The organism is Natronorubrum sp. A-ect3, from assembly GCF_041821125.1.
Classification (GTDB): domain Archaea; phylum Halobacteriota; class Halobacteria; order Halobacteriales; family Natrialbaceae; genus Natronorubrum; species Natronorubrum bangense.
Genome location: NZ_JBGUBB010000001.1, coordinates 1022411 through 1045998 on the forward strand (window position 1 = coordinate 1022411; position 23588 = coordinate 1045998).

Below are 23588 nucleotides of genomic sequence, written 5' to 3' on the forward strand. Positions count from 1 at the left end.
ATGGGCCGCGTGCTCGTCGCCTTCGGCTCGAGCGAGGGTCAGACGGCGACGATCGCCGAACGGATCGGTGACGCCCTCGAGGACACGGGCCACGACGTCGTCGTTGTGCACGCAAAACACCCGCCAGCGGAGCTCGACCCGGGGCGTTACGATGGCGTCATCGTCGGCGCATCGATCCACATGGGGTCTCACCAGTCGTATGTCGAATCGTTCGTCGACACGCACAGCGAGGCGCTGAATCGCGTCCCATCGGCGTTTTTCTCGGTTAGCCTGACGGCCGCACACCCAGATCCTGACGACCGCGAACCAGCCCAAGCGATCGTCGATGCGTTTCTCGAGGAGACGGGCTGGGAGCCGGACACCACGCTGCTGGTCGCCGGCGCACTCAAATACAGCGAGTACGGCCTGTTGAAACGCGTCGTCATGCGCCGGATCGCGGGGAAAGCCGGCGGCGACACCGACACTGCACGTGACTACGAGTACACCGACTGGGACGAACTCGAGGCGTTCGTCGATGCGTTCACAGCGTTGCTCCCCGACGCACCCGAACAGTCCTGATCAGAGGCCACCGACAGAACTCGCGACGAGGAGTGTCACGACCAGCAGGGCAAGCACGGCACCGACGGCCAGCGGGACGTTTTCCTGTGCCTTCTCGATGACGGACATCTCGTCGTACTGCTCGCGGAACGCCTCGAGATTGGCCTCGTCGGAGAAGTATTTCGTCTTGAACGCAAATCGTTCGGTGACGGCACAGCCGGAACAGACCGGCTCGCCCTCGAGTCGCTCCGTTTCGATGTGGTCGTCGCAGTTGATGCTGCCGCAGTTGGCACAGTAGGTGTACGACGCACTCGAGCCGGCAGTCTCGCAGTGAACACACCCCTGCAGATCGTTGGTCGTGGTCGACCGCGAGGGGCCAGCGGCGTAATAGCTGTACTCGTACTCGTATTCGCCAAGCGAGAGCAGCGAACGGACGTGTGGGACGTAGACTGGATCGATCTCCTGAACCGAGATATCCGAGCGCGTTGGCGTACAGGTCTTCTCGTAGTCGACGTTGTTCCCGCCCGTGTAGTGGACCGTCGTCGTGTGGGCCTGCCGGAGGCGGTCGATCGCCCACTCCTTGTACGCCGTCTCGGTCTGGCCGAAACGCTTGCGCTCGACGCCGTCGAACGTCGCCTCGAGCGCCGCGTCCTCGAGGTCGATCCGGGGTGCCGTTCGGGTCGCGACGAGGGCTCGCACGTCATCGGTCGCCACGGCGGGCGCGTCGCGGTCGGCGTGAATAACGAACTCGTTTGCCTCATCGATCCGGTGGATGACGCCGACGGACGTCTCGAACGTGGCGTCCGTTCGTGCGCGGACGGTCACCATCGGCTCGAGAGAGACCGTCGTCTCCGGTGTCGGAATCGTCACGGCCTCGAGATTGTCGATCTCCCGGACGGCCTCGAAGACGGGGGCGTCCCGGCCAGCGGTGGGATGGACCGGCTGGAGGGTTTCAGTACAGAGGATCTCGATCCGACCGTTGTAGAGGTTCATCCCGATCTCCTCGCCGATCTCGCGGAGGGCTTGCCCATCGAGGAGTTCGACGCCGCCGTCGCCGTCACCCAGTTGGCGGGCGTACTCGCGGGCAGGGTCGGTGAATCGGCCGGTCGTCGCCACCATCCCGCGGACCGGGCCGTCGTACTCGTAGGTCGCCGCCGCCGAGTGGAGTTTCTGGATCACCGGGCGGCTCACGGTGGCCGTGTGTTTGCACTCGACGACGACCGCCCGCCGGGTCCCGTCGACGACCTCCTCCATCAGGATGTCTCGCCCTTCGTCGGCCGTCCGTCGTGATTGGCGGACGTTCTCGTAGCCGAGGTGTCGAAACACGTCCTCCATCAGGTCCTCGAACTCGTAGCCCGAGAGGTCGTCGAGTATCGCCATCACGTTCAGGTCCGACTACCGAGTCGACCGCCGATAGCGTTTCGACTCGAGACAGTCTCGATTGCCGAACATCGGCACCCATTGCCGGGCCTGAAACGCCTTTTCACCCGTCCGTCGTTCGACAAGTATGTCGACCGATCCCGACGACCTCGAGTTGAGCGACGCCGAAGCTGAAGCACTCCACAACATGCAACTCGGTATTGAGTACGTTTATCGGGCCTACGGCAACTTACTCGAGTTCCATCACGAACTCGGCCACGCGATGGACCGAATGAGCAACGCCGAAAACCGGCTTCGCGAGGCCGGCCACGAGGAGTGGGCGGACGAACTCCGGGACAACCATCTGCCAGCCGGGGCGGTCAGCGACCAGTGGACGTTCGAACTCGTCGAAGAATTTTCGACTGCGTTTCTCGAGGAGGTCGACACGTTCGAAGACGAGGTTCGGGACGAACTGGCCGACGGCGTCGACCACGTCACCGAGCGTCGCCAGAAGCGACGGTTGCGCGAACGGGCCAAACGGGACGACGACTGAGCGGCGTGGCCGCGCAAGCGAGCAGGGTGTGGAGACGCCGGCAGCTGTCTACCAGTCCGAATACCAACTGTTTTCGCGCTCGTCGTTACATCGTTTGCTATGGCTGATCGGTACGACGTGATCGTCCTCGGTGTCGGCGGCATGGGCAGCGCGACTGTCGCACACCTCGCTGAACGCGGTGTCGACGTACTCGGCCTCGAGCGCTACGATATCCCACACAGCTACGGCTCCTCACACGGGAACACCCGGATCATCCGGCTAGCCTACGCCGAACATCCCGCATACGTCCCGCTGTTGGAACGAGCGTACGAACTGTGGGACGACCTCGAAGCCGATCACGATCGGCAACTACTCTATCGAACCGGCTCGATCGATGCCGGGCCGGCCGGCGACCCGCTCGTCGAGGGGTCGAGACGCTCCTGTGAGGAACACGGCCTCACGTACGAACAGCTCTCGGGTGCGGAACTCGGCGAGCGATATCCGGGCTACGGGCTGCCCGAGGAGTACGAAGCGATCTACCAGCCCGACGGTGGCTATCTCGTCCCCGAGCAGTGTATCGTCGCTCACGTCAACCGTGCCCACCGGGCAGGTGCGACGATCCGCGCTCGAGAACGCGTCGTCAACTGGCAGCCAACGGCCGACGGCGGCGTTCGCGTCGAAACCGATTACGACCGATACGAGGCAGACAAACTGGTGCTCACTGCGGGTTCCTGGGCGGCCCAGTTCGTCGACGCACTCGAGGGAGTCGCTGTCCCCGAGCGACAGGTCCTCGCGTGGCTCCAGCCCCACGAACCCGACCTGTTCACGCCAGCGCAGTTCCCGGTCTGGAATCTGCAGGTGCCAGAGGGCAGATACTACGGCTTTCCCGTCCACGACGTGCCAGGGTTCAAGTTCGGTCGCTACAACCACCGTGAGGAGACGGTCGATCCCGACGCTCTCGAGCGCGAACCAACACAGGCGGACGAACGACTGCTTCGGGCGTTCGCCGAACAGTACTTCCCCGACGGCGCAGGACCGACGATGCGCCTGCAAACCTGTCTGTTCACCAACACACCCGACGATCACTTCGTCCTCGATACGCTGCCCGACCATCCACAGGTCACCGTCGGCGCTGGCTTCTCGGGTCACGGGTTCAAATTCGCCAGCGTGATTGGCGAGATCCTGGCCGATCTCGCACTCGAGGGCGAGACTGACCATCCGACTGAGCTGTTCTCGATCGATCGGTTCTGACGCGTCGACACGTCGCTACAGCGTGTCGATAATCTCGTCGGCGAACGTCGACAGCGCGGCTTCTTTGTCGTCGTTCTGGATGCCGACGATGGCGTGGTCGAGACCGTACTCCTCGAGCCGTCGGAAGTAGTCTTGAAACCACTCGATGCCGGCGTGAAAGCCCAGATGGAGCGGCTCGGGCTCTGCCGTTGGGTCGTCAGCCAGTTCGACGCGAATCGCGATCGTGAACGGCTTTTCGCCCGCTGTCTCGCGCCAGTCGACGAGATAGTTCTGGAGGGTGCGCTCGGGCAAGTGATAGAACAGCCAGCCATCGCCGTGGTCGGCGATCCATTCTCGGGATTGGCGAGCATGACCCGTCGGCAGGAGCGGAATCGTCCCCGTCGTCGGCTTCGGGACCACGTCGAGGTCGCCCTCGAGTTGGCCCCACTGGCCTTCGAACTCCGGGAACTCCTCTCGCCAGACGGTTCGCATCGCCTCGACGGACTCGCGAAACAGCTGGCCACGTTCCTCGCGATCGACGTTGTAGGCCGGATACTCCGGGTCGCGGTCGCCGGAGGCGACGCCGAGGACGAGCCGGCCATCCGAGAGCTGGTCGACCGTCGCCGCGGATTTCGCGACGTGAAGCGGATGCCGGAGCGTGAGCACGACGCTCGAGGTCCCGAGTGCGATATCGTCGGTGTGGGCGGCGACGTGAGAGAGCCACGGCCAGGTGTCGAACGTCTGGCCGGCATCGCCGAATTTCGGCCAGTAGGTCGGGACGTCCCGCGCCCAGAGGCCGTCGAAACCGACCGCCTCGGCGTGTTTCGCGAGGTCGATCTCGCGTCCGGGAGCTGGCGTCGATCGGTTCGTGCCAGTGAGCGGAAAGCCCGCGCCGAAGGTTAGTCCATCGCGGTCGAACAGCCGCCGGTAGCCCGCGTTGGCGTCGTCAGGAGACATTCGATCGAGTTATCCTCCCGATCCACAAGACAGTGTTCGTTCACAACGGCCCGGCGCTGTCACAGCACACTCGAGCAGCGAGATCGACGAGCGGTCGTCACTGCCCATCGAATTCGGCTCCGGCAGACACGGTCGCTGGCTCGTCGCTGCTGTCTCGAGGCCGGCCGTCGAGTTCCGCGCGTTTATTGCCGCCGCGCTGAGAGCCACCGCTATGGAGTCCGATCCCCGCATCCGGATCGCAGAGCCAGGCGACGCAGACGCAGTTCGGGAGATCTACGCCCCGTTTTGTGACTCGACGGCAGTCACCTTCGAGGAAACCCCACCGACCGAGACCGAGATGGCCGAGCGCATCGACTCGACGCTCGAGCGCTATCCCTGGCTTGTCTGTGAACACGCTGGCGAGGTCGTCGGCTACGCCTATGCGGGGCCACTGCGGAAGCGTCGCGCATACGAGTGGGTGGTCGAACTCTCCGTCTACGTCGCTGACGGTGTCCGCCAGTCGGGTGTCGGCCAGTCGCTGTACGCGTCGTTGTTTGCGATCCTCGAGCGACAGGGATACTGCGATGCCTACACTGTGACGACACTGCCGAACCCCGCGACAGTCCGGTTCCACGAACGGCTCGGCTTCGAGCGCGTCGCCGACTTTCCCGCGATGGGGTACACCCAGGACGCGTGGCACGACGTCGCCTGGTGGCGACGGCCAATCGCCGAAAAAGAAGCCGCTCCGGACCGGCCGACGCCGTTATCGGCGGTGCGCGAGTCGCCCGATTGGGACGCGCTGGTTCAGACAGGGATGGATCACCTCGAGTTGTCGTAGGTGGTTCGCAGCGCGCGTACAGCGCCGACTACCTGGCGTCTGTTCGCCTGACCGAAGCCACTTAGTGGCTCAGTTCCGCTGGTCTGTACATGAATCCCGCGACCTACGGAACCTACCTCGTCACGCAGGCGTCGGTGTCTGCGGGCCGAGAGACGACTGAGATCGTCGAGGCGGCGATCGACGGCGGTATCGACGTCGTCCAGCTTCGAGAAAAGAAGACGACCGCACAGCGGCGGTATGAACTCGGCCTCGAGGTGCGCGAGATAACTGCTGGTGCGGACGTGGACCTGATCGTCAACGACCGTGTCGATATCGCCCAGGCGATTGATGCCGACGGCGTCCATCTCGGCCAGTCGGATCTGCCGGTCGCGGTCGCACGCGAGTTGCTCGGCCCCGAGGCAGTGATCGGCTGTTCGGCGTCGACGGTCGACGAAGCCAGACAGGCAGAAGCTGACGGCGCGGACTACCTCGGTGTCGGGACCGTCTACGGCACGACATCGAAGGCGGTCGATGCGTACAAAGACGGCGTCGGTCCCGAACGGATCGCCGAAATCACCGACGCAGTATCGATCCCAGTCGTCGGTATTGGCGGGATAACGGCCGCAAACGCCGGTTCGGTCGTTGATGCCGGCGCGGTCGGCGTGGCCGTCATTTCCGAGATTACCGCCGCCGAGGACCCATGCGCGGCGACCGAATCGCTCGCGATGGCCGTCGAAACTGCGAAGGCCGTGGGAGACACACCCCCACACGATGGCTAGCTCGCTTCCAGCCGCTGTCTCAGGTGACGACCTCGCGTCGTCGCTCGAGGCGATCGGTGAGACGACGCCGCTCGTCCAGCATCTGACCAACACCGTGACGATGAACGACGTCGCGAATCTAACCCTCCACTGGGATGCACTCCCGGTGATGGCCGACTCGCCGGGCGATGCGGGTGAGATGGCTGCCGGTGCGGCCGCCCTCCTGTTTAACACCGGGCAGGTCCCCGAGGGAAAAGTCGAGGCCATGCACGACGCTGGGTCGACCGCGGCCGACCGTGACATCCCGATCGTGCTCGATCCCGTCGGCGTCGGTGCGACCCCCACTCGAAAATCGGTCGCCGAAGCCTTACTCGAGGAGCTCGAGTTTTCGATTATCAAAGGCAACTACGGCGAAATCAGCGCGCTCGCGGGTGTCGAAGCCGAAGTACGCGGCGTCGAATCTGTCGGCGAGTACGACGAGATCGAAGACGCGGCCCAGTCGCTTGCGGACGCGACCGGTGCGACGGTCGTCGCAAGCGGCGTCGAAGACGTCGTCGCGACCGCCGACGAGGCGGTTCGCATCACGGCTGGCCACGTCCGACTGTCGGACGTCGTCGGCACCGGCTGTATGCTCGGTGCCACACTCGCCACGTTCCATGGCGCACTCGAGGATCCCGTGACGGCTGCCGTCCACGGCACACTTGCGTTCGGGATCGCCGGAGAACGCGCAGCCGAACTCGACCACAATGGGCCGGAAAGCTACCGGACGAACTTTCACGACACCGTTGCTGGACTCACGCCGGAAACCGTTTCAGGACTCGATCTCGAGGACCGGATCGACCGCGTCGCCTGATCGTTCCACGCTGTCTCGACGTCCCGGTCACGACCGATGAAACCGTTTTGTCGACCGCTGTCGAACGGTAGCATATGACGCGAGAAAAACTCACAGATGCTGCCGAAACGCTACAGGATGCAGCCGACGCTGCGACGGACGACGACGTCCGTGAGCGGCTCGAGAACCAATCGGACGCGTTCGCGGAGCTGGCCGAAGCCGCTCGCGGTCCGGACCACGGCACACTCGCTCGGCACGAACATATCCTCACCGAGGTTGCAGCCGACGCTGATAGCGATGTCACAACCCACGTCGAGGACGCCCTCGAGTCGATCCGTGCGTTCCGCGAAACAGTCGAAGGCGTGTAATGACTCGAGCGGCGATCAGCAGACGGGTTTTGGATTTGCGCCCATCGCCTCGAGGTTTGCGACGTACTCGTCGTAGGCGGCCTCGATCGCGCCGGTTGCTGCTCTCTGGGCGCGTTCGTCGTCGTCGGCACTGTCACAGACGTCCTCGAGGAGTTCCCCTGCCCGCTCGAGTTGGTCGTCTAACTCCGCGCCGAACTCGCGAAAGACGCCCGCGGTCTGAGGGTCGGCGTCGCCGACGAAGTAGCCAACCACCTGCTCTTTCGAGCGCTTGCTCGCGAGGATGCGGCCGATAAACGCGCCGACGCGTTCGACCGTCGACTCGAGGCCACGCAGATACTCGTGAAGGTCGGGAATCTCGCCCGGTTCGTAGTCCTCGACATCGAGGTAGTCGATGACGGTCTCATAGTGGGCTCGTTCCTCTGCAGCCGTGGTGTCGAACGCATCACGGGCTGCCTCGTCTTCCTCACTATCGGCCCACGCTTCGAACGTCTGCCAGGCCGCGTGTTCGGCGTCGGCCGTCGCACGAAGGACTGGTTCGGTGTCGATATCGCCACCAGTGTCGGCATACAGCGACTTCGAGGACCCCAGTCGTGAGAGTTCGGTCTGGTTGTCCTCACGTACCGCCTCGATGAACGTTTCGGAATCGGTCATGTCGACTTTTTCGGCCGGACTCGAGTTAGGTCTGTCGCGCTGGGCGCTGTCGTGTGGGCGGAAAACGGGTAGTAGTCGCCCCGACCAGCCGTTCTGCAACGAGGTGTCGTTCTTTTCAGTCGTCGCCCTCGCCTTTCTCTATCGGGGCGTTGACCAAGTTCCCCCACTCGGTCCAGGAGCCGTCGTAGTTGACCGTGTCTTCGTAGCCGAGCAGTTCGTGCAGGGCAAACCAGGCAACAGACGAGCGCTCACCGATACGGCAGTAGGCAACGGTCGTCTCGTCGCCGTCGATACCCTCTTCGGCGTAAAGCTCCTCGAGCTCGTCACGATCTTTGAACGTGCCGTCATCGTCGGTGACGGCGGCCCACGAGATGTTCTTCGCGCCAGGGATGTGGCCGCCGCGCTGGGCGGTCTCCTGGAGGCCTGGCGGCGCAAGGATCTCGCCGCGGAACTCTTCGGGGGAGCGAACGTCGACGAGTGGAACGCCACGGTCGATCGCCTTTTCGACGTCTTCACGGTAGGCACGGATGCTCTCGCGTGGCCCGGCGGCGTCGTACTCGACAGCCGAGAACTCGGGTTCCTCGTCAGTCGTTGGGTAGTCGTGCTCGAGCCAGTACTCGCGGCCGCCGTCGAGGAGATACACCTCGTCGTGGCCGTAGTATTTGAACTGCCAGTAGGTGTAGGCGGCGAACCAGTTGGCGTTGTCACCGTAGAGGACGACCGTCGAATCCTCGCCGATGCCGTGACTGCCGAGCAGGTCCTCGAAGTCGTCTTTGGTCAGGACGTCTCGAGTGGTCTGGTCTTGCAGCTGGGTTTCCCAGTTGAACCCGACAGCGCCGGGGGCGTGGGCCTCCTCGTAGGCTTCCGTATCGACGTCGACTTCGACGAGTCGATACGCCGGATCGTCGGCCTGGAACTCCTCGAGGTGGTCCTCGACCCAGTCGGCGGTGACGAGTACGTCGTTGGCGTAGTTTGTTGCCATACATAATCCAACGGCTGCCAGGGTCATAGTGGCACCCCAACCGGACAATTCGGACGACGGTCAACCGTGGCGGAGACTGTTGCCGCTACTCAGAACGGCCCGAATCGACGCGATTTGAGGCCGGCCGTTCCTGCCAGCGACCGATCCGTCTCATCTCACGGCGAACCTGTTTGTGGCCGATCAACTCCCGTCGAAGCGGATTATGTTGCCGGAAACTCGGTACCCAGGGGAGTGGTGCCGGGACCGGTGTGTTCTCAGGGGTGGCTCTCGAATCAGCCGCCAATGGATGAATCCGTCGTCGTTGCTCCTGACTGGCTCGCGACACGCCTCGAGGATCCCCAACTCCGCATCGTCGACGTCAGAGACGCCTGGGAGTACGAGGGCATTGGGCACGTTCCCGGTGCTGTAAGTATCCCCTTCGACAGCTATCGCGACGAAAGCGACGTCGATCGCGGAACGCTTCCCGGTGCCGATGCGTTCGCAGCGTTGCTCTCCGAGGCCGGCATCTCCCCCGACGACACGATCGTCGCCTACGACGACACCCACGGCGTTTTCGCCGCTCGCTTCGTGCTCACAGCGCTCGAGTACGGCCACGACGACGTGCGACTGCTCGACGGCGACTACAGCGCCTGGAACCGCGCGTACGAGACGACGAGCGACGTTCCTGAGATCGAGCCGACGGGCTACGAAGCCGAACCACTCTCTCGCGAGGAGAGCCCGCTGGTCGACCTCGAGACCGTCGAAGACGCCCTCGAGCGCGATGCGCTGTTCGTCGACACGCGCGATACCCACGAGTTCGAGGAGGCCCGCCTTCCCGGGGCGGTCCGGTTCGACTGGTGGGAGGCCGTCGACGACGAGACACGCCGACTGAAGTCCGAGGCCGAACTCGAGACGCTCCTCGAAGACCACGGCATCACGCCCGACCGCGAAATCGTCCTCTACTGCAACACCGCCCGCCGAATCAGTCACACCTACCTCGTGCTCCAAGCGCTTGGTTACGAGGACGTTGCGTTCTACGAAGGAAGTCTGACGGAGTGGCTGGCACACGACGGCACAGTCGAAACCGGACCGGTTGCTGACGAGTGAGCGGCCAGCTCGTAGGGTTTCTCGTAGCCAACCGGAGCTTACAAACCCCGGCCATCAGCGGTGTCTCTCGGTCTGTCGTCAGAGAACTATAAATCCCGACGATAATCCTTATCAGAGCCAGTCGTCGCCGGGATCGTCGTCGGTCGCTTCTCTGTACGACTCGACCGCCGCGGCGAGGTTCTCGAGGGCCTCCTCGGGAGTCTGTCCCTGGCTCGAGACTCCAGTTATCTCGTCGTCGGCGATGTGGAGGCCGTGGTCGTTCTCTCGCATCGTCACGTCCGCATCCGCGAGTGCGTCGTACTCGCTTGGATCGACGTCTGCGTCGGCAGTCATACGGAGACGTTGTCACGGTCGGTTGAAATACGCTCCGGCGCTGTCCGGGGATCGCCTCGCACCGTCGAGCGGAGTGAACAGTAGAAAAAGCCTTTAACGACGTCACCCCCTATATTGGCCAAATGGTACTCGACGATCTCGGCAGTTCTCTGCGGGGCACTTTAGATAAACTCCGCGGGAAGTCACGGATTAGCGAAGAAGACATCGAGGAGATCGTCAAGGAGATTCAGCGCTCCTTGCTTTCGGCCGACGTCGACGTCTCGCTCGTGATGGAGCTGTCGGACAACATCAAAGAACGCGCACTCGAGGAAGAACCGCCAGCCGGCACGCCGGCGCGGGATTTCGTCCTCCGAATCGTCTATGAAGAACTGGTCGGGCTCATCGGTGAGTCGACCGAGTTGCCACTCGAGGAACAGACGATCCTCCTCGCAGGACTACAGGGGTCCGGGAAAACCACGTCCGCCGCGAAGATGGCCTGGTGGTTCTCGACGAAGGGGCTGCGCCCCGCCGTGATCCAGACGGACACGTTCCGACCCGGTGCCTACGAGCAGGCCCAGCAGATGGCCGGCCGCGCCGAAGTCGACTACTACGGCAACCCCGACAGCGAGGACCCCGTCGAAATCGCCCGCAAAGGCCTCGAAGAGACCAGCGAAGCCGACGTTCATATCGTGGACACGGCGGGTCGCCACGCACTCGAGGACGATCTCATCGACGAGATCGAGCAGATCGAAGGCGTCGTCGAACCCGACACCTCGTTGCTCGTCCTCGACGCAGCGATCGGGCAGGGTGCCAAAGAGCAGGCGAGTCAGTTCGACGAGTCGATCGGCATCGACGGCGTCGTCATCACCAAACTGGACGGGACCGCGAAAGGTGGTGGCGCGCTGACGGCCGTCGACCAGACCGACTCGTCGATCGCGTTCCTCGGGACCGGTGAGGAGGTCCAAGACATCGAACGCTTCGAGCCCGACGGCTTCATCTCCCGGCTGCTGGGGATGGGCGATCTCGGCCAGCTCGCAGAGCGCGTCGAGCGCGCGATGGAGCAGACCGAGATGGAAGATGACGACTGGGAGCCCGAGGACATGCTTCAGGGCCAGTTCACCTTGAACGACATGCAAAAGCAGATGGAGGCGATGAACAACATGGGGCCGCTCGATCAGGTGATGGATATGATCCCCGGCTTCGGCGGCGGGATCAAAGATCAGCTCCCCGACGACGCGATGGACGTCACTCAGGACCGAATGCGCACCTTTAGCGTCATCATGGACTCGATGACCGACACCGAAAAGGAGTATCCGAAAGCTATCGGCGCGAGTCAGATCGAACGCATCGCCCGTGGCTCGGGCACCAGCGAGGAGAAAGTCCGGGAACTGCTCGAGCAGTACAAGATGATGGAGAAGACGATCAAGCAGTTCCAGGGGATGGGCTCCGAACAGGAGATGCAGCGGATGATGAAACAGATGCAACAGCAAGGCGGCGGCGGTGGCGGCGGCATGGGCGGGATGGGGCCGTTCTAAGACCCCACGTTCTGGCTTTCCTCGGTCTGTGTTCGGTTCCAGGACGATACAGACTCGTTTGAGCTTTCTTGACGGCTGCCACTACGTTCATACGTTTCTAGACGTATGCTCGAGTAACAATGAATCGTCGACAGTATCTCACACGCGCCGGCACGGGTGTCGGCACACTGACGCTGCTTGCAGGCTGTCTCGGTGATCTGACCGGCAGCGAAACCGATGGCGAGGCCGCTGACCGAACTGGTGAGCGTGCACTCGATCGTGCAACTGGGAAGCTAAACGAGGCCGCGCTGGCATTGCAGGTGAACGACGATGCCATCGACGACCCCGAAGAAATCGAGTTCGACCCCGCGAAACCGAACGGCCTGATCGACGACGCGCGAGAGTATCTCGAGACTGCGGCAGCCGAACTCGCCGACGATCGGCAGGCCGACGTCGACGGGCTGGAGACGTACGCCGATATCCTCGAGGGACTGGTCGTCGTGACCGACGCGATTACCGACGAGACACTCGAGGACGACATCGACGATGTCGCTGCGGCGATCGGTGGCGACGGCGATCTCGATTCGGCAGTCGACGCTGTCGACGAGCGAACGGCGACACTTGCAACGGCACAGACACGCCATGACGAGGCAGCGGCCGACTTCGAGGCGTTCGAGAAAGCCCGATTCGAGGCGCTCGCCCGGATCGACTACGCGGAGCTCGAGGATGGCATCACGACGCTTGGCGACGTGCTTGGCTCGTTTGTCACGCTCGGGGACGGCTACGAGTCGCTACTGGATGGCTACGAAGCCCTCGAGCAGGGACAGACCCAGTTCGACAACGGCGAGTACGAACGAGCAGAGACGTCGTTCACTGACGCTAGAGCGGCGTTCGAGATGGCGACGGACACCTTCGAGAGCGACCCGGAGCCGCCGTCCGGACTCACCACAAACGTCGAGACGGCACGCTGTAAGAGCAGCGAACTCACGGACGCAGCGACGGCCTTTTCGGATGCAGCGGCTGCAGCCGCAGCCGGCGATCCAGTCACTGCAGACAGACGCCACAGCGACGGCGAACAGTCACTCGAGGCCGCGCGAAACTGTTCGCAATAGCACAGCCAGACCTCACTGCAGCCACGATTCCGCAACCCGCCGATAGGTATCTCGACATCGCTTCAGCACGTCGATGGAGACGCTTTCGCTTTCGGTGTGAGCCTCGCCGGGTTCGGCAGCACCGTAGATCACACACTCCGTTCCGGCTTCCGAAAGCCACCCGGCATCGGTCGCGTGGGGTTTCGTCACGAGTTCCGGCGACCCTGGCTGGACAGCGTCGGCTGCCTCGAGTACTGTCTTGGCAAACGCCTCGTCCGTACAGCGCATCGGCGGGAGATCCTGATCGACGGTCCAGTGAACCCCCTCGAGAGCGTCGACGTGCTCGAGTGGCGCTCGCTTGCCTGCCACCGTCCGCTCGTCGACGGTCAGCTCACAGCGGTCGGGAACGACGTTCATCGCCGATCCGCCGTCGATTTCGGTGACGACGAGGCTGCCCTCGAGTTGGTCACCTGCGACCTCGATCGACGGCACCTCGAGCTCGCGGATGCGGTCGACGGCCGCGGTTGCGCGATAGATCGCGTTCTCCCCAGCACCGACCTCGCTCGCGTGGGCGGCCGTTCCATCTGCGGTGATCGTGCTTCCGCGACGGCCTTTATGGGCGACGGCGACGTCTGTTACGCCCGGGTTCGAGTAGCCTGTCGATCCCTCACCGACGATTGCGTACTCGGGGGCAAAACCGTGCTCGATGGCGTGTTGTGCGCCAACGCCGCCGATCTCCTCGCCGACGAAGCTGGCGAAGACCAGTTCGCCTGTCAACGCCGACTGAGATGGCCCAGACGACTCGAGTTTGCTGTCGCGAAACGCGAGCATCGCGGCCGCAACTGCGCCTTTCATGTCTGCGGTGCCACGACCGTAGAGACGGCCATCGCGATGTTCGACGACGTACTCGAGGTCCCCATCAACACCGCTGTTGACCTGTGATGTCGCTGGCTCGACGACGTCGTGGTGGCCGACGAGTGCCAGTGTCTCTCCACCTGTTCCTTTTCGGGCGATCACGTTGCCTATCGCATCACGCGTCACGTCGGCGTCGGTCTCGCGTCGAAGCCACGTCTCGATGTAGTCTCCTGCGGCCGTCTCGTCTTCGTGACTGGGAATCGAGACGAGCGCCTGTGTCAGCTCACGGACTGTCATAGCGACCACTACGGCGTGGTGCCTGTTGTGTCCATCGAGCGACCGACAGCGTACCGCTCTGACAAAACGAGTTCGGTCAGGATGGTCGAACGGCGTCGGTGACAGCTTCTCAGCGGGCTTACTACACCTGCTCGTACACCGGCTGCTGCTCTTCGTCGTCCCCGTCCGTCAGCCTCGAGACCGTCTCGCCGACGCTCTGGAGGCTGGCGGTCTGTTCTTCGCTCGCTGCAGCGACCGATTCCGTGGCGTCGGCGACCTGATCGGCCGTCTGCGAGATCTCTTCGACAGTCGTTGCGGCTGACTCGACGTTCCGTGCCTGCTGGTCAGTTGCCGCCGCGATGTCTTCCATCTTCGTGGCCGTCTGCCCGACAGCAGCGTGGATCTCCTCGAGCGAGTCCATCGTCTCGCGGACCCGATCCGTTCCGTCATCGATCCGTTCGGCCGTCTCCTCGGTCGTTTCGACCGTCTTCATCGCGTCCCGGCGAACGCCTTCGACAGCGTCTTCGATCGCCGCGAGGTCGCGTTTGGTCTGTTCGGCGAACGACTCGACCTCGTTCGCGATGACACCCATCGTCCCCGAGTTGGAGTCACCCGACCGAGAGGCTTCGATCTTCGCGTTTTTCGCCAGCACAGTCGTTCGTTCAGCGACGTCATCGAGTCGCTCGAGCACCGCGTCGATCTCTTCGGTTCTCGTCTCGAGGTCGGCGGCGGACTGGGTCACGTCTTCCGTCGCGCCCTCGATGGCCTCGAGTTCGTCCAGGGCATCGTCGGCGGCGTCGACGCCCTCAGCGGTGAGCTGTTCGGCTCGCTTGCTCTCCGAGCGAACCTCGTTCGCGACGCTTGCGACCTCCTCGACTGCGGCACTCAGCTCGCCGAGTTCGGTCGCGGCCTGATTCGTGTTTCTGGCCTGGGCCGCCGTGTGACTGCTGATCGTCTGGGCGCGACTGGCGATCACGCCACCCGCTTCGTGGAGTTCTTCGATCGGCCCCTGCACGTCTTTTTCGACCTCGCGTGCGAGCCTCTGGCGGCGTTCGATCGAATCCTCGAGTCGCTGGGCGTAGGAGTCGACGTACGTGTCAGTCGCGATCTGCATGTCGAGGTTGATGATCCGCAACAGCGAGAGCACGTCCATCATTCCGTCGTCGACAGCGTCTCTGACGGTTTCCTCGAACGATTCCTCGAGTCCCTCATCGCCGTCGTCGCCACCGAATCCGAGTGCGTTGACGAACCCACCGAGTCCACTGCCATCCGAGTCCTGTTCTTCGACCCACTCCTCGATCGCATCAACGACCTGCTCTTGGGCACGCTCGTTCAACTGGTGGAGCAACAGCGTGTAGTAGACGCCGTACTGTCCCACGTAGTGTTTCAGCGGCATGTCGAGAATCTCGTGGAGTTTCCCGACTCGAGCCCGATTTGCAAAGAACGACTGGTCGTACTCGCCCGTCGACAGCGAGACGAGATACGCTCGCTGGGTTTGCTTAAGCGATTCGACGCCTTTCGGCGAGCGGTCGATGACGTCTCTGGTCTGTTTGTACTGCAGGATCTTGTCGTAGAAATCGTCCGCGATCTCGTTTTGGTTCTCTCGCAACAGCGTTTCGAGATCCGCCAGTCGCCGCTCGTCGGCTTCGTCAAAGCCGACGAACTCTTTTCGCCACGCGATCTCGTCAGCGTCGAGACCGATACGGTCGATGAGTTCACCGGCTTCAAGGAACTGATTGAGCCCACCCTGCCCAAATGTCTGCTTCGGATCCATTATCTGAACGTGTTCGGTGCATACTTAATATCCAACGAATGTTCCCTCTGAACAGGAATTTAGCGTCCCGTAATGAGTAACGGTAGCGCCCCGCTCGCACTGGTTATCGCGGTGAGCGAGGTTCCCTCGGTGGAACATCCTTATAGGTGTCCGTCGAACAGTTACGGTATGCACGTCGTGCCGGACACAAGCGTGGTCATCGATGGCCGCGTTTCGGCGACGATCGATGATGGGCAGTTCGAGGGAGCGACGATTTCGGTGCCGGAAGCTGTCGTCGCGGAACTCGAGGCGCAGGCAAACGATGGGATCGACAGTGGCTGGGACGGCCTCTCAGAGCTCCAGCGACTCGCCGAACTCGCCGACGAGGGTGTTATTGTCCTCGAGTATATCGGCGAGCGACCCGACGCCATCGAACGGGGCCACGCCGCCGAAGGCGAGATCGACGCGCTGATTCGCGATCTCGCAGAGGATCTCGAGGCGACGTTCCTGACGAGCGATGTCGTCCAGGCCGAAGTCGCGAAAGCGAAAGGCCTCGACGTCGAGCACGTCTCGCCAGAGGTCCGCGAAGTAGGGACGCTGACCGTCGAGAACTTCTTCGACGACCAGACGATGAGCGTCCACCTCAAGACGGATACGATTCCGATGGCCAAACGGGGCGAACTCGGCGAGATGCGGTATGAACAGATCGCCGACGAACCGCTCGATGAGGCGACCATGGACGAGTACGCCCGCGAGGTCGTCGACGGCGCGAAAGAATCCCCCGACGGCTTCATCGAACTCTCCGAACCGGGTATGAAGATCGTCCAGTTCCGAGATTACCGGATCGCCATCGGCCGACCACCGTTCGCCGACGGGATCGAGATCACGGCCGTCCGACCGATCGCCCAGACCGACATCGAGGACTACGAGAAGGCCGATGAGCTGAAAGATCGGCTGCTCGAGCGCCAGCGGGGTGTCCTCATCTCGGGGGCACCGGGTGCCGGGAAGTCGACGTTCGCACAGGCAGTCGCCCGATTCATTTCGGATCACGATTACGCCGTCAAAACAATGGAGAAACCGCGGGACCTGCAGGTCGGCCCCGAGATCACCCAGTACACCGAACTGGCTGGCGAGATGGCCAAAACTGCAGACGCCCTCCTGATGGTCCGACCCGACTACACCATCTACGACGAGGTCCGCAAAACCGACGACTTCGAGGTCTTTGCGGACATGCGACTGGCCGGCGTCGGCATGATCGGCGTCGTCCACGCAACCCGACCGATCGACGCCCTCCAGCGTCTTGTCGGCCGCGTCGAACTCGGGATGATTCCCCAAGTCGTCGACACCGTCGTCTACATCGAGGCTGGTGAAGTCAACACGGTCTACGACGTCAAAACGGAAGTCAAAGTCCCCGCTGGCCTGACCGAAGAAGACCTCGCCCGGCCCGTGATCCAGGTGACGAACTTCGAGACGGGCGAGCCCGAGTACGAAATTTACACCTTCAACCGGCAGGTCGTCACTGTCCCACTCAAAGACGAGGAGGGTGGCCCCGGAACCGAGTCCGGCGTCGACCGAATCGCCAAAAGCGAGATCGAACGCGAGATCCGGTCGATCGCTCGCGGCTACGTCGACGTCGAACTCAAAAGTCAGAACAAAGCCGTCGTCTACGTCGAAGAGAACGATATCTCGAGCGTGATCGGCAAGGGCGGTGGCCGAATCACGGACGTCGAGAACCGGCTGGGGATCGATATCGACGTCCGCACCCACGACGAGAATCCCAACTACGGCGCGGGCGCTGGTGGCGGCGCTGGTGCCAGCTCAAACGGCGGTGGCGGACAGCCCCCGGGCCAGATGGTTACTCCCGAGATCACCTCCAGACACGTCATCGTCCCTGTCGACGGCAACCACGGCGAAACCGTCGAAGTGCAGGCCGGTGGCGAGTATCTGTTCACCGCGACAGTCAGCCGCGGTGGCGAAATCCAGGTCTCTCGCGGAAGCGCAATCGCCGACGAACTCGAGCAGGCGATCGACCGGAAAGAGCCGATCACGGTCGTTCCGTCGTAGACACCGGCTCGCAAACGCGGGTTGGAAAACGCCGTGTCCAGTCTTTTTGGCGTCGGTTCCTCGAGGAGTGGTGAATGAACACTGTGAGCGACCCCGTCACTCTCTCCCGAAGCCAGACCCGCGGGTGCGATCAGTCCGCCCACGGTCAGCGGGGCTGCATCACGGGCGAACCACCGATTCTCGTTGCCTCCGACAGCGACGCAGCGAGAGGTCGCCTCACGACTCATCAGCGCTCGCACCGACTCGAGTTAGCGCTTGAGAGAGCGTCGGCACTTCGTGGATGCGATCGAGCAGCCACAGATACATGACGATTCCCTGAACGATGAAGACGTTGGTCATGAGAAAGAACAGCGCTTCCTCGATGGGGAGTCCCAGCAGTGTATATCCAGTCGTATACGTGTCCGAGATGACCCAGATACCGAGTTCGATCGCGAGCCGGTCGACGATCCAGAGGTAGAGCGTCGGGACGGCGATAGCGACCAGTACCGGCCGACGGACGCCCCAGAGGTACGTAAGGCCGAACCCCCATTGGATAGCGAGGATCGGGCCGGACCAGAGCAACAACCAGCCGAGATAGTACGTCGAGGTGCCACCGGTCAGGAGCCAGCCGATGCCGGCGATCAACAGGCCGCCCCCAACGCCGATCAGCCGGTGTGTGAGCGGGATTGCCAGCGATCGATCGGCAGTCGCCGGGATCTGGAATAGCCAGAACGCGGTCAGTATCGGCTGGAGAACGAAGAAGAGGTACTCTTCGATCGGCGTGTACCAGATGGTCGTGACGACTGCGCCCTCGCCGTACCACCAGACCGATTCAGGGATGAGATGATTCGTAAACGGTGTCGTGTAGACGACGGCGAGTCCGATCATGATTCCAAGTCCGGAGAGCGGGCGGACGCCCCACCAGGCCCGGTCGCGCCGGAACGCGAGCCAGCCCAGAATCAACAGCGGTGGGAGGATAAACGCTAAATGAACACCGAAGTATGTGAGTGGAACGGTCATGAGCGTGTTGGCGTTTGTCGTCGGATCTCAGTACGGAGTCGTTGTCCCGTAGCCGAATTACGGTCGGCGTCTGCAAAGCCCTGAATCCGAACTGGTTAGGCCCGATCAGGGCGCAAGTCGGCGTTTCGGTACTGATGTGGACGCTGGGTCGACGAGCTCGGTTCGGTCAGTCGTCTGCTGGGCTGGACCCGGAGAGGGTGGAGCCGTAGTCCGCACCGCCAGTGATCGACGCCGGTTCGTTAGCAACGTAGAACATGGCGACGAATGTCACGATGTACTTCGTGATGATGTCAAGGATGCTGTATCCCCACGAGGTGATCGCGACATCTAAGATTGCGAACCCTTCGACGCCGAGTGCCCAGAGGATCGGATAGCCGAACCAGCCGACGACGGTGAGAATCTTCAGTGTCGTGAACAGGTCCGCGGTGCCGGTTCGCTCGGCCTCGCGGGTCCAGTCGACGAGGATGACGTACACGATCACAAGGAAAAAAGTAGAGCTCAGCACGAACCACCACCAGCGCAGCGCCAGCGAGGACGTCGTCAGGGCCGCCGCCAGACCGGTGACACACATCGCGATCGTAAACGCACAGGTCGTCAGGATCTTCGTCCAGTTCGATCCGGCGATCATTCCGAGTGCGATCAGAATGAACGGTGTGGAGAACGTCCACGTGAGGTATCGACCCCACATTACCAGTACGCCGTCCTCACCGGCCGTCGTCGAACCCGCGGCAGGGTGGTTCGCCGGCATCTCGATAATACCCAGCGTCAGCCCCGATGTGAGTCCGGTGTAACTCGAGATCGAGACAACCGAAATCAGCATCAGCGCGGTCGCGATCGCCTTCGAACGCGGATCGGTGAGGGACCGCCCGAGGTAGACGATGCCGAGAATCGTGAGTCCGGCGAGGACGATGTTGACAACGAACGACAGCGCGAGCAACGTGTTGCCGCCACCGAAGACGTACTCGACCAGCTCTGCGTCGGTTAGGCCGTTTTGGAGGACGTGATGTCGCCCGTCGAATGCGAACGCAGTTAGTGATTGCATGCGCACAGGTTGTTTCAGTGCCACGACACATAAACAGATATCCGTCCCAAAACTGATATTTACAGGTGCTGAAGGGTCACAGCGCGATGAGGGCCGAGGCGAAGACGGGAGATGAGCGGAACGCGATGTCACACTCAGTCGAACTCGAGCGAGTAACGGCGAGTCGTCACACAGCCGCGGCGGATGGTGTGACGGCCCGTTCGAGCACAGAGCGGCTTCGGAGCAGGACCACTCCGAAGCCGACCTTTGCCGAGAGGTCGAGGATCATGAACGCGGCCGTCTCCCAGTAGAGCGGGAGAATGCCGAACGTTCCTTCAGTTCCGAGGATCCAGACGACGGGGTAGAGCAGCCACAGCACGATGAGCAGGTTGCGCAGCGTGCTGAACAGCGACGCCACCTCTGGCGACTGGTTCCGGGCGCTCTGGGAAAGCGTCCCAACGAGGACGTACAGCAACACGAGCAGGGCACCGGTGCTGATGCCCCACCACGCGATCCGAGTGCCGGGGGTCGCCGCGAACGCCGCGATCGTGCCGGTTCCGATCATGAGGACGTCGAGACCGATCAGCGTCGCGATCGTGTTGCGGGTCGCGCCGGCGAGCAGCGCGAGGTCGAGCAACAGCAGCGGTGTCGTGAAGATCCAGTCTGCGTACCGCGCCCAGTAGATCGTAAGCGCCTGGTCGCCGACCACCACTTCGGTGACGCCAAAGCCCGTCGCCATCGCAAAGTACATCACCGCCGCGATCGCCGTTATGAAGATCGTGATGATGTAAAACTCCTGCATCTTCGGGTCTCGAACGCCACGTCCACGACCGATGAAGTAGAGCGTTCCGAGCGTCATTCCGATCGTTCCAATCCACAGCCACAGGGATTCTGGACCAACTAGTGTGGTCATATTTACGAGTAGAATCTCGCAAAATATACCGGTAAACCCTAACGGAGATAACATCTAGCCGCGAGTGTATGTCCGGTGTTCTGACTCCGGGTTTGAAATCGGAGTGTATATTTCGACGCTCCGTGTTCGGCCACCTGAACCGGCGGCCAATCACACTCTCGAACTGATGAGTTCAACTGATCCAAACGATCCGATTGCGGACGCACTCCTCGGTGAGTCGACGTACGAGCGGCTTCGAGTGGAGCGATACGCGCTGATCAAACGACGAATTCCGCAGAAACTCGTCTATCAGAGCGGGCTGTTGCTCGTGCTTGCACTCGTCGTGCCGATTGCAGCCACCTATCCGTCCTCGGTCCGGGCAGCCTTCCCGGGAGGTGAGCCCCTGTGGGCGTCGCCGCTCGTTCTCTGGGTCGGCGTCTGCGCCGGCGCGATCCAGCTTGGAACTGCGTCGTGTCTCATCGCGGTATCGACCGTGCGTCGCAGCCGTGAACCGGAGTTATCGGAGGCAACGGCACACACATTACTGAACGTTGAAGACGTCGCGTCGATGTTCGGATTAGCGACCGGTGGGTTTGCCATTCTGCTCACAGTTGGGTTCTTTTTGCTCGGCCACACGGGAGGAGAAACGTTCCATTCGGTTATCAACGCTGCACCGCGAAACCCATACGGACAGACTGACGTCTCGGTCCCCGTAATCGCAGTCGGCACGGCAGCGGCGATCAGCTCCGCTGTTGTCTACCTCTGCAGCCGACATCTTCGGTCGGAGTCAGCCTGAAAACACGAGCTGGGGCTGGTACGTCGCTCGACCACTTGCCGCGCCTGAGACGGTCTGCTGTCCCTGTTTCCCGGCGCAACCGCAGCGACGGCACGCAGGCGCGCCGAAACTGACACCAGTCCGTATGAGTGCAGACGGTCTGGGACTGATAGCCGATCGATTCAGCACGGCACATGTCTAACCAGTGTCCATTTTTGGAGAGTGCACTCATATGAAACGCCCGTTTGATAGGCTGTGGCCACGAGCCACCGATAGCGTACCAACTGCATCGACGGACAACAGGAAGGGCAAGCAGGAGGCGGCCCAACGCGCCACAGAGTCGCGAACGGAAGCGGAGCCGATCCGCACGCGAATTGGACAGAAAGCCCTGCGTAGGAGAGTAGAATAGCAAACTTAAACGAATGATTATTTTGACGCCGATTAATGCGACATAGGTGGCATCTTTCCACGAAAACCATTGAGGTACATTCGCAAACGCTCCATTGGCTACTTGTTTGTTTATCAATGTCACACCGATCTACTAGCTGTTTAAGGATCAGGCATTTATACAAGACGAATGTTTAAATCGAGTATGGATAGAATGGTGTTCGATGTCTATGGGCGCTGATGGGAAAACAATCGGGTACCCTGGAACCCAGATATCGACAGGATCGTTCATTACGGACCCGAACGGCCTCGAGCGAATCCGCTCGCTGATCGTCGACGATATCCGAACGGCCGTCGACGATGCAGGCGCACAGGGAGCCGTCGTCGCAATGAGTGGTGGAGTCGATTCTACCGTGACGGCGGCGCTGGCCGTCGAAGCGCTCGGAAGCGACCGTGTGGTCGGACTGGGGCTGCCCTGTCACAAGGCCGAATACACCGGCGTCAGCGAGGCCCGCACTATTGCGGAGGGGCTTGGCATCGAGTTTACGGAGATTCAGCTCCGGCCGTTGCTCGAGACGTTCGAGGAGACAGTCGCGAGTGATCTCGAGTCCGATGCCGATCCAGATTCGAGTGGGCGCCCACACGAGCGAAACCACGCAATCGGCAACGTGATTGCGCGACTGCGGATGTGCTGTGCGTACTATACGGCGAACCGACAGCAGCGACTCGTGCTCGGAACGGCGAACCGCTCGGAGTGGCTGCTCGGCTACTTTACGAAGTTCGGTGATGGTGCAGCCGATACGTGTCCGCTCGGCGACCTATATAAGACAGAAGTACGCGCCCTCGCAACACAGATCGGCATCCCACGACGGATCGTCAACAAGGAGCCGACGGCAGGGTTCTGGGCTGACCAGACCGATGCCGACGAACTCGGTGCGTCCTACGACGTTATTGACCCGCTGCTACAGCGTCTCGTCGACGATGGTGAGTCGATCCGTGACGCTGCGGCTGCGCTCGGTATCGATCGTGAGACGGCCCGATCGATCGCGTGGTTGTGTGCTGAAACCCAACACAAACGAGTCACGCCGCCGATGCCAGCGGTTGGCGATCGAGAGAGCGATACTGGCTGGTAGCTAGCGACTGGCCTCGGCGCGATACAGGCTCGGATTTCGCCACCAGAACAGTCCCCACGACAGCATGAAGCCGGCAGCCATCGCGCCGACGTCCTGAAGAAGGCGTGGGAGCCCGATATCGACGATTGCGACGAGTGCGATCGCCGAGCCGACCGCGGCACCCACGAAGACGAACAGCACATCACCGGCGATGTGTTCCTGGGACTGCTCCCAGTAGTGCTGGCGCTCCTCGTCGTACCAGACACCGATGTAGATCAACACCGGTGCCATCAGCGTGATCACTGTAATTACCTGGAACTGCTCGGGCAGTCCTGCTGGCCCGAGGACGACGATATTGAGCGTGTTCGCGATTATTGCCATCGCGAACAGGCCGATCAACAGCCATCCCCACCGTGGGAGTGTCTCTTTGTCCATGCTGGTGGACAGTC

General features: G+C 62.3%; 24 protein-coding genes. 13 read left to right on the forward strand and 11 right to left on the reverse strand.

Going from position 1 to position 23588, the window contains the following annotated elements:
- Entirely contained in the window at positions 1 to 558 is a 558-nt protein-coding gene (locus ACERJA_RS05135; RefSeq protein WP_373607185.1) for a flavodoxin domain-containing protein, read from the forward strand.
- On the opposite strand, the gene ACERJA_RS05140 is transcribed toward ACERJA_RS05135, so the two are convergent.
- Positions 559 to 1917: a restriction endonuclease gene (locus ACERJA_RS05140; protein ID WP_373607186.1), complete on the reverse strand. Its 1359-nt coding sequence runs from the start codon at positions 1915 to 1917 to the stop codon at positions 559 to 561. It lies immediately after the preceding gene.
- A 127-nt stretch (positions 1918 to 2044) separates the two neighbouring features.
- Between ACERJA_RS05140 and ACERJA_RS05145 the strand changes: the two genes are divergently transcribed.
- Together ACERJA_RS05145 and solA are read left to right on the forward strand one after the other, a co-directional pair.
- Complete coding sequence (locus ACERJA_RS05145) at positions 2045 to 2449, forward strand: hypothetical protein (protein WP_373607188.1); 405 nt, start codon at positions 2045 to 2047, stop codon at positions 2447 to 2449.
- Positions 2450 to 2548: 99 nt separating this feature from the next.
- The gene (gene solA / locus ACERJA_RS05150) at positions 2549 to 3679 is read left to right on the forward strand and encodes an N-methyl-L-tryptophan oxidase (RefSeq protein WP_373607189.1); all 1131 of its coding nucleotides are present in this window, start codon (positions 2549 to 2551) and stop codon (positions 3677 to 3679) included.
- Positions 3680 to 3694: 15 nt separating this feature from the next.
- Here solA and ACERJA_RS05155 read toward each other — a convergent pair whose 3' ends face one another.
- A complete protein-coding gene (locus ACERJA_RS05155; RefSeq protein ID WP_373607190.1) occupies positions 3695 to 4615 on the reverse strand; it encodes an LLM class oxidoreductase in 921 nt (306 codons plus the stop codon).
- A 211-nt stretch (positions 4616 to 4826) separates the two neighbouring features.
- Between ACERJA_RS05155 and ACERJA_RS05160 the strand changes: the two genes are divergently transcribed.
- From ACERJA_RS05160 to ACERJA_RS05175, 4 genes are all read left to right on the forward strand, one after another.
- Positions 4827 to 5432 carry an N-acetyltransferase family protein gene (locus ACERJA_RS05160; protein WP_373607191.1) on the forward strand — a complete coding sequence of 202 codons (606 nt, stop codon included), beginning with the start codon at positions 4827 to 4829 and terminating at the stop codon, positions 5430 to 5432.
- 89 nt (positions 5433 to 5521) lie between these two features.
- Positions 5522 to 6190 carry a thiamine phosphate synthase gene (thiE, locus tag ACERJA_RS05165; protein WP_373607192.1) on the forward strand — a complete coding sequence of 223 codons (669 nt, stop codon included), beginning with the start codon at positions 5522 to 5524 and terminating at the stop codon, positions 6188 to 6190.
- A complete protein-coding gene (thiM, locus tag ACERJA_RS05170) occupies positions 6183 to 7022 on the forward strand; it encodes a hydroxyethylthiazole kinase (protein WP_373607193.1) in 840 nt (279 codons plus the stop codon). Before thiE ends, thiM begins: the two co-directional genes overlap by 8 nt.
- 74 nt (positions 7023 to 7096) lie before the next feature.
- Positions 7097 to 7369, forward strand: coding sequence for a hypothetical protein (locus ACERJA_RS05175; RefSeq protein ID WP_373607194.1), 273 nt, complete (start codon positions 7097 to 7099; stop codon positions 7367 to 7369).
- Between the two features lie 15 nt (positions 7370 to 7384).
- Here ACERJA_RS05175 and ACERJA_RS05180 read toward each other — a convergent pair whose 3' ends face one another.
- Positions 7385 to 8020, reverse strand: a complete 636-nt coding sequence (locus ACERJA_RS05180; RefSeq protein ID WP_373607195.1) for a rubrerythrin family protein — start codon at positions 8018 to 8020, stop codon at positions 7385 to 7387.
- Positions 8021 to 8135: 115 nt separating this feature from the next.
- On the reverse strand, positions 8136 to 9002 hold the full coding sequence (locus ACERJA_RS05185; RefSeq protein WP_373607196.1) for a sulfurtransferase: 867 nt from the start codon (positions 9000 to 9002) through the stop codon (positions 8136 to 8138).
- Between the two features lie 282 nt (positions 9003 to 9284).
- On the opposite strand from ACERJA_RS05185, the gene ACERJA_RS05190 reads away from it, so the two are divergent.
- Complete coding sequence (locus tag ACERJA_RS05190; RefSeq protein WP_373607198.1) at positions 9285 to 10088, forward strand: sulfurtransferase; 804 nt, start codon at positions 9285 to 9287, stop codon at positions 10086 to 10088.
- Between the two features lie 111 nt (positions 10089 to 10199).
- On the opposite strand, the gene ACERJA_RS05195 is transcribed toward ACERJA_RS05190, so the two are convergent.
- Positions 10200 to 10421, reverse strand: a complete 222-nt coding sequence (locus ACERJA_RS05195) for a type II toxin-antitoxin system HicB family antitoxin (RefSeq protein ID WP_373607199.1) — start codon at positions 10419 to 10421, stop codon at positions 10200 to 10202.
- A 122-nt stretch (positions 10422 to 10543) separates the two neighbouring features.
- Between ACERJA_RS05195 and ACERJA_RS05200 the strand changes: the two genes are divergently transcribed.
- Both ACERJA_RS05200 and ACERJA_RS05205 read left to right on the forward strand, forming a co-directional pair.
- Complete coding sequence (locus ACERJA_RS05200; RefSeq protein WP_373607201.1) at positions 10544 to 11935, forward strand: signal recognition particle protein Srp54; 1392 nt, start codon at positions 10544 to 10546, stop codon at positions 11933 to 11935.
- Positions 11936 to 12054: 119 nt separating this feature from the next.
- Positions 12055 to 13026, forward strand: coding sequence for a hypothetical protein (locus tag ACERJA_RS05205; RefSeq protein WP_373607202.1), 972 nt, complete (start codon positions 12055 to 12057; stop codon positions 13024 to 13026).
- Positions 13027 to 13038: 12 nt separating this feature from the next.
- On the opposite strand, the gene ACERJA_RS05210 is transcribed toward ACERJA_RS05205, so the two are convergent.
- A complete protein-coding gene (locus ACERJA_RS05210; RefSeq protein ID WP_373607203.1) occupies positions 13039 to 14157 on the reverse strand; it encodes a M20 family metallopeptidase in 1119 nt (372 codons plus the stop codon).
- A gap of 121 nt (positions 14158 to 14278) precedes the next feature.
- Complete coding sequence (locus ACERJA_RS05215; protein WP_373607204.1) at positions 14279 to 15910, reverse strand: protoglobin domain-containing protein; 1632 nt, start codon at positions 15908 to 15910, stop codon at positions 14279 to 14281.
- Positions 15911 to 16078: 168 nt separating this feature from the next.
- Between ACERJA_RS05215 and ACERJA_RS05220 the strand changes: the two genes are divergently transcribed.
- Complete coding sequence (locus ACERJA_RS05220) at positions 16079 to 17953, forward strand: PINc/VapC family ATPase (RefSeq protein WP_373607205.1); 1875 nt, start codon at positions 16079 to 16081, stop codon at positions 17951 to 17953.
- A 216-nt stretch (positions 17954 to 18169) separates the two neighbouring features.
- Here ACERJA_RS05220 and ACERJA_RS05225 read toward each other — a convergent pair whose 3' ends face one another.
- The 3 genes from ACERJA_RS05225 to ACERJA_RS05235 form a co-directional block, all read right to left on the reverse strand.
- Positions 18170 to 18952 (reverse strand): lycopene cyclase domain-containing protein, encoded by a 783-nt coding sequence (locus ACERJA_RS05225; RefSeq protein ID WP_373607206.1) that lies wholly within the window; start codon positions 18950 to 18952, stop codon positions 18170 to 18172.
- Between the two features lie 166 nt (positions 18953 to 19118).
- Complete coding sequence (locus tag ACERJA_RS05230; protein WP_373607208.1) at positions 19119 to 19994, reverse strand: bacteriorhodopsin; 876 nt, start codon at positions 19992 to 19994, stop codon at positions 19119 to 19121.
- A gap of 166 nt (positions 19995 to 20160) precedes the next feature.
- Positions 20161 to 20886, reverse strand: coding sequence for a bacteriorhodopsin (locus ACERJA_RS05235; RefSeq protein WP_373607209.1), 726 nt, complete (start codon positions 20884 to 20886; stop codon positions 20161 to 20163).
- Positions 20887 to 21052: 166 nt separating this feature from the next.
- On the opposite strand from ACERJA_RS05235, the gene ACERJA_RS05240 reads away from it, so the two are divergent.
- Both ACERJA_RS05240 and ACERJA_RS05245 read left to right on the forward strand, forming a co-directional pair.
- A complete protein-coding gene (locus ACERJA_RS05240; protein WP_373607210.1) occupies positions 21053 to 21661 on the forward strand; it encodes a hypothetical protein in 609 nt (202 codons plus the stop codon).
- 596 nt (positions 21662 to 22257) lie between these two features.
- A complete protein-coding gene (locus ACERJA_RS05245) occupies positions 22258 to 23160 on the forward strand; it encodes an NAD+ synthase (RefSeq protein WP_373607458.1) in 903 nt (300 codons plus the stop codon).
- Here the strand turns inward: ACERJA_RS05245 and ACERJA_RS05250 are convergent, their stop codons facing one another.
- Positions 23161 to 23574 carry a hypothetical protein gene (locus tag ACERJA_RS05250; protein ID WP_373607211.1) on the reverse strand — a complete coding sequence of 138 codons (414 nt, stop codon included), beginning with the start codon at positions 23572 to 23574 and terminating at the stop codon, positions 23161 to 23163.
- Between the last annotated feature and the right edge of the window lie 14 nt (positions 23575 to 23588).

Coding starts and splice junctions, on each gene's coding strand:
- ACERJA_RS05250 (WP_373607211.1), bottom strand. CDS start 23,574: ATGGACAAAGAGACACTCCCACGGTGGGGATGGCTGTTGATCGGCCTG.
- ACERJA_RS05140 (WP_373607186.1), bottom strand. CDS start 1,917: ATGGCGATACTCGACGACCTCTCGGGCTACGAGTTCGAGGACCTGATG.
- ACERJA_RS05240 (WP_373607210.1), top strand. CDS start 21,053: ATGAGTTCAACTGATCCAAACGATCCGATTGCGGACGCACTCCTCGGT.
- ACERJA_RS05245 (WP_373607458.1), top strand. CDS start 22,258: ATGGGCGCTGATGGGAAAACAATCGGGTACCCTGGAACCCAGATATCG.
- thiE (WP_373607192.1), top strand. CDS start 5,522: ATGAATCCCGCGACCTACGGAACCTACCTCGTCACGCAGGCGTCGGTG.
- ACERJA_RS05200 (WP_373607201.1), top strand. CDS start 10,544: ATGGTACTCGACGATCTCGGCAGTTCTCTGCGGGGCACTTTAGATAAA.
- ACERJA_RS05155 (WP_373607190.1), bottom strand. CDS start 4,615: ATGTCTCCTGACGACGCCAACGCGGGCTACCGGCGGCTGTTCGACCGC.
- ACERJA_RS05205 (WP_373607202.1), top strand. CDS start 12,055: ATGAATCGTCGACAGTATCTCACACGCGCCGGCACGGGTGTCGGCACA.
- ACERJA_RS05195 (WP_373607199.1), bottom strand. CDS start 10,421: ATGACTGCCGACGCAGACGTCGATCCAAGCGAGTACGACGCACTCGCG.
- ACERJA_RS05185 (WP_373607196.1), bottom strand. CDS start 9,002: ATGGCAACAAACTACGCCAACGACGTACTCGTCACCGCCGACTGGGTC.
- ACERJA_RS05190 (WP_373607198.1), top strand. CDS start 9,285: ATGGATGAATCCGTCGTCGTTGCTCCTGACTGGCTCGCGACACGCCTC.
- ACERJA_RS05215 (WP_373607204.1), bottom strand. CDS start 15,910: ATGGATCCGAAGCAGACATTTGGGCAGGGTGGGCTCAATCAGTTCCTT.
- thiM (WP_373607193.1), top strand. CDS start 6,183: ATGGCTAGCTCGCTTCCAGCCGCTGTCTCAGGTGACGACCTCGCGTCG.
- ACERJA_RS05135 (WP_373607185.1), top strand. CDS start 1: ATGGGCCGCGTGCTCGTCGCCTTCGGCTCGAGCGAGGGTCAGACGGCG.
- ACERJA_RS05230 (WP_373607208.1), bottom strand. CDS start 19,994: ATGCAATCACTAACTGCGTTCGCATTCGACGGGCGACATCACGTCCTC.
- ACERJA_RS05160 (WP_373607191.1), top strand. CDS start 4,827: ATGGAGTCCGATCCCCGCATCCGGATCGCAGAGCCAGGCGACGCAGAC.
- ACERJA_RS05235 (WP_373607209.1), bottom strand. CDS start 20,886: ATGACCACACTAGTTGGTCCAGAATCCCTGTGGCTGTGGATTGGAACG.
- ACERJA_RS05220 (WP_373607205.1), top strand. CDS start 16,079: ATGCACGTCGTGCCGGACACAAGCGTGGTCATCGATGGCCGCGTTTCG.
- ACERJA_RS05210 (WP_373607203.1), bottom strand. CDS start 14,157: ATGACAGTCCGTGAGCTGACACAGGCGCTCGTCTCGATTCCCAGTCAC.
- ACERJA_RS05145 (WP_373607188.1), top strand. CDS start 2,045: ATGTCGACCGATCCCGACGACCTCGAGTTGAGCGACGCCGAAGCTGAA.
- solA (WP_373607189.1), top strand. CDS start 2,549: ATGGCTGATCGGTACGACGTGATCGTCCTCGGTGTCGGCGGCATGGGC.
- ACERJA_RS05175 (WP_373607194.1), top strand. CDS start 7,097: ATGACGCGAGAAAAACTCACAGATGCTGCCGAAACGCTACAGGATGCA.
- ACERJA_RS05225 (WP_373607206.1), bottom strand. CDS start 18,952: ATGACCGTTCCACTCACATACTTCGGTGTTCATTTAGCGTTTATCCTC.
- ACERJA_RS05180 (WP_373607195.1), bottom strand. CDS start 8,020: ATGACCGATTCCGAAACGTTCATCGAGGCGGTACGTGAGGACAACCAG.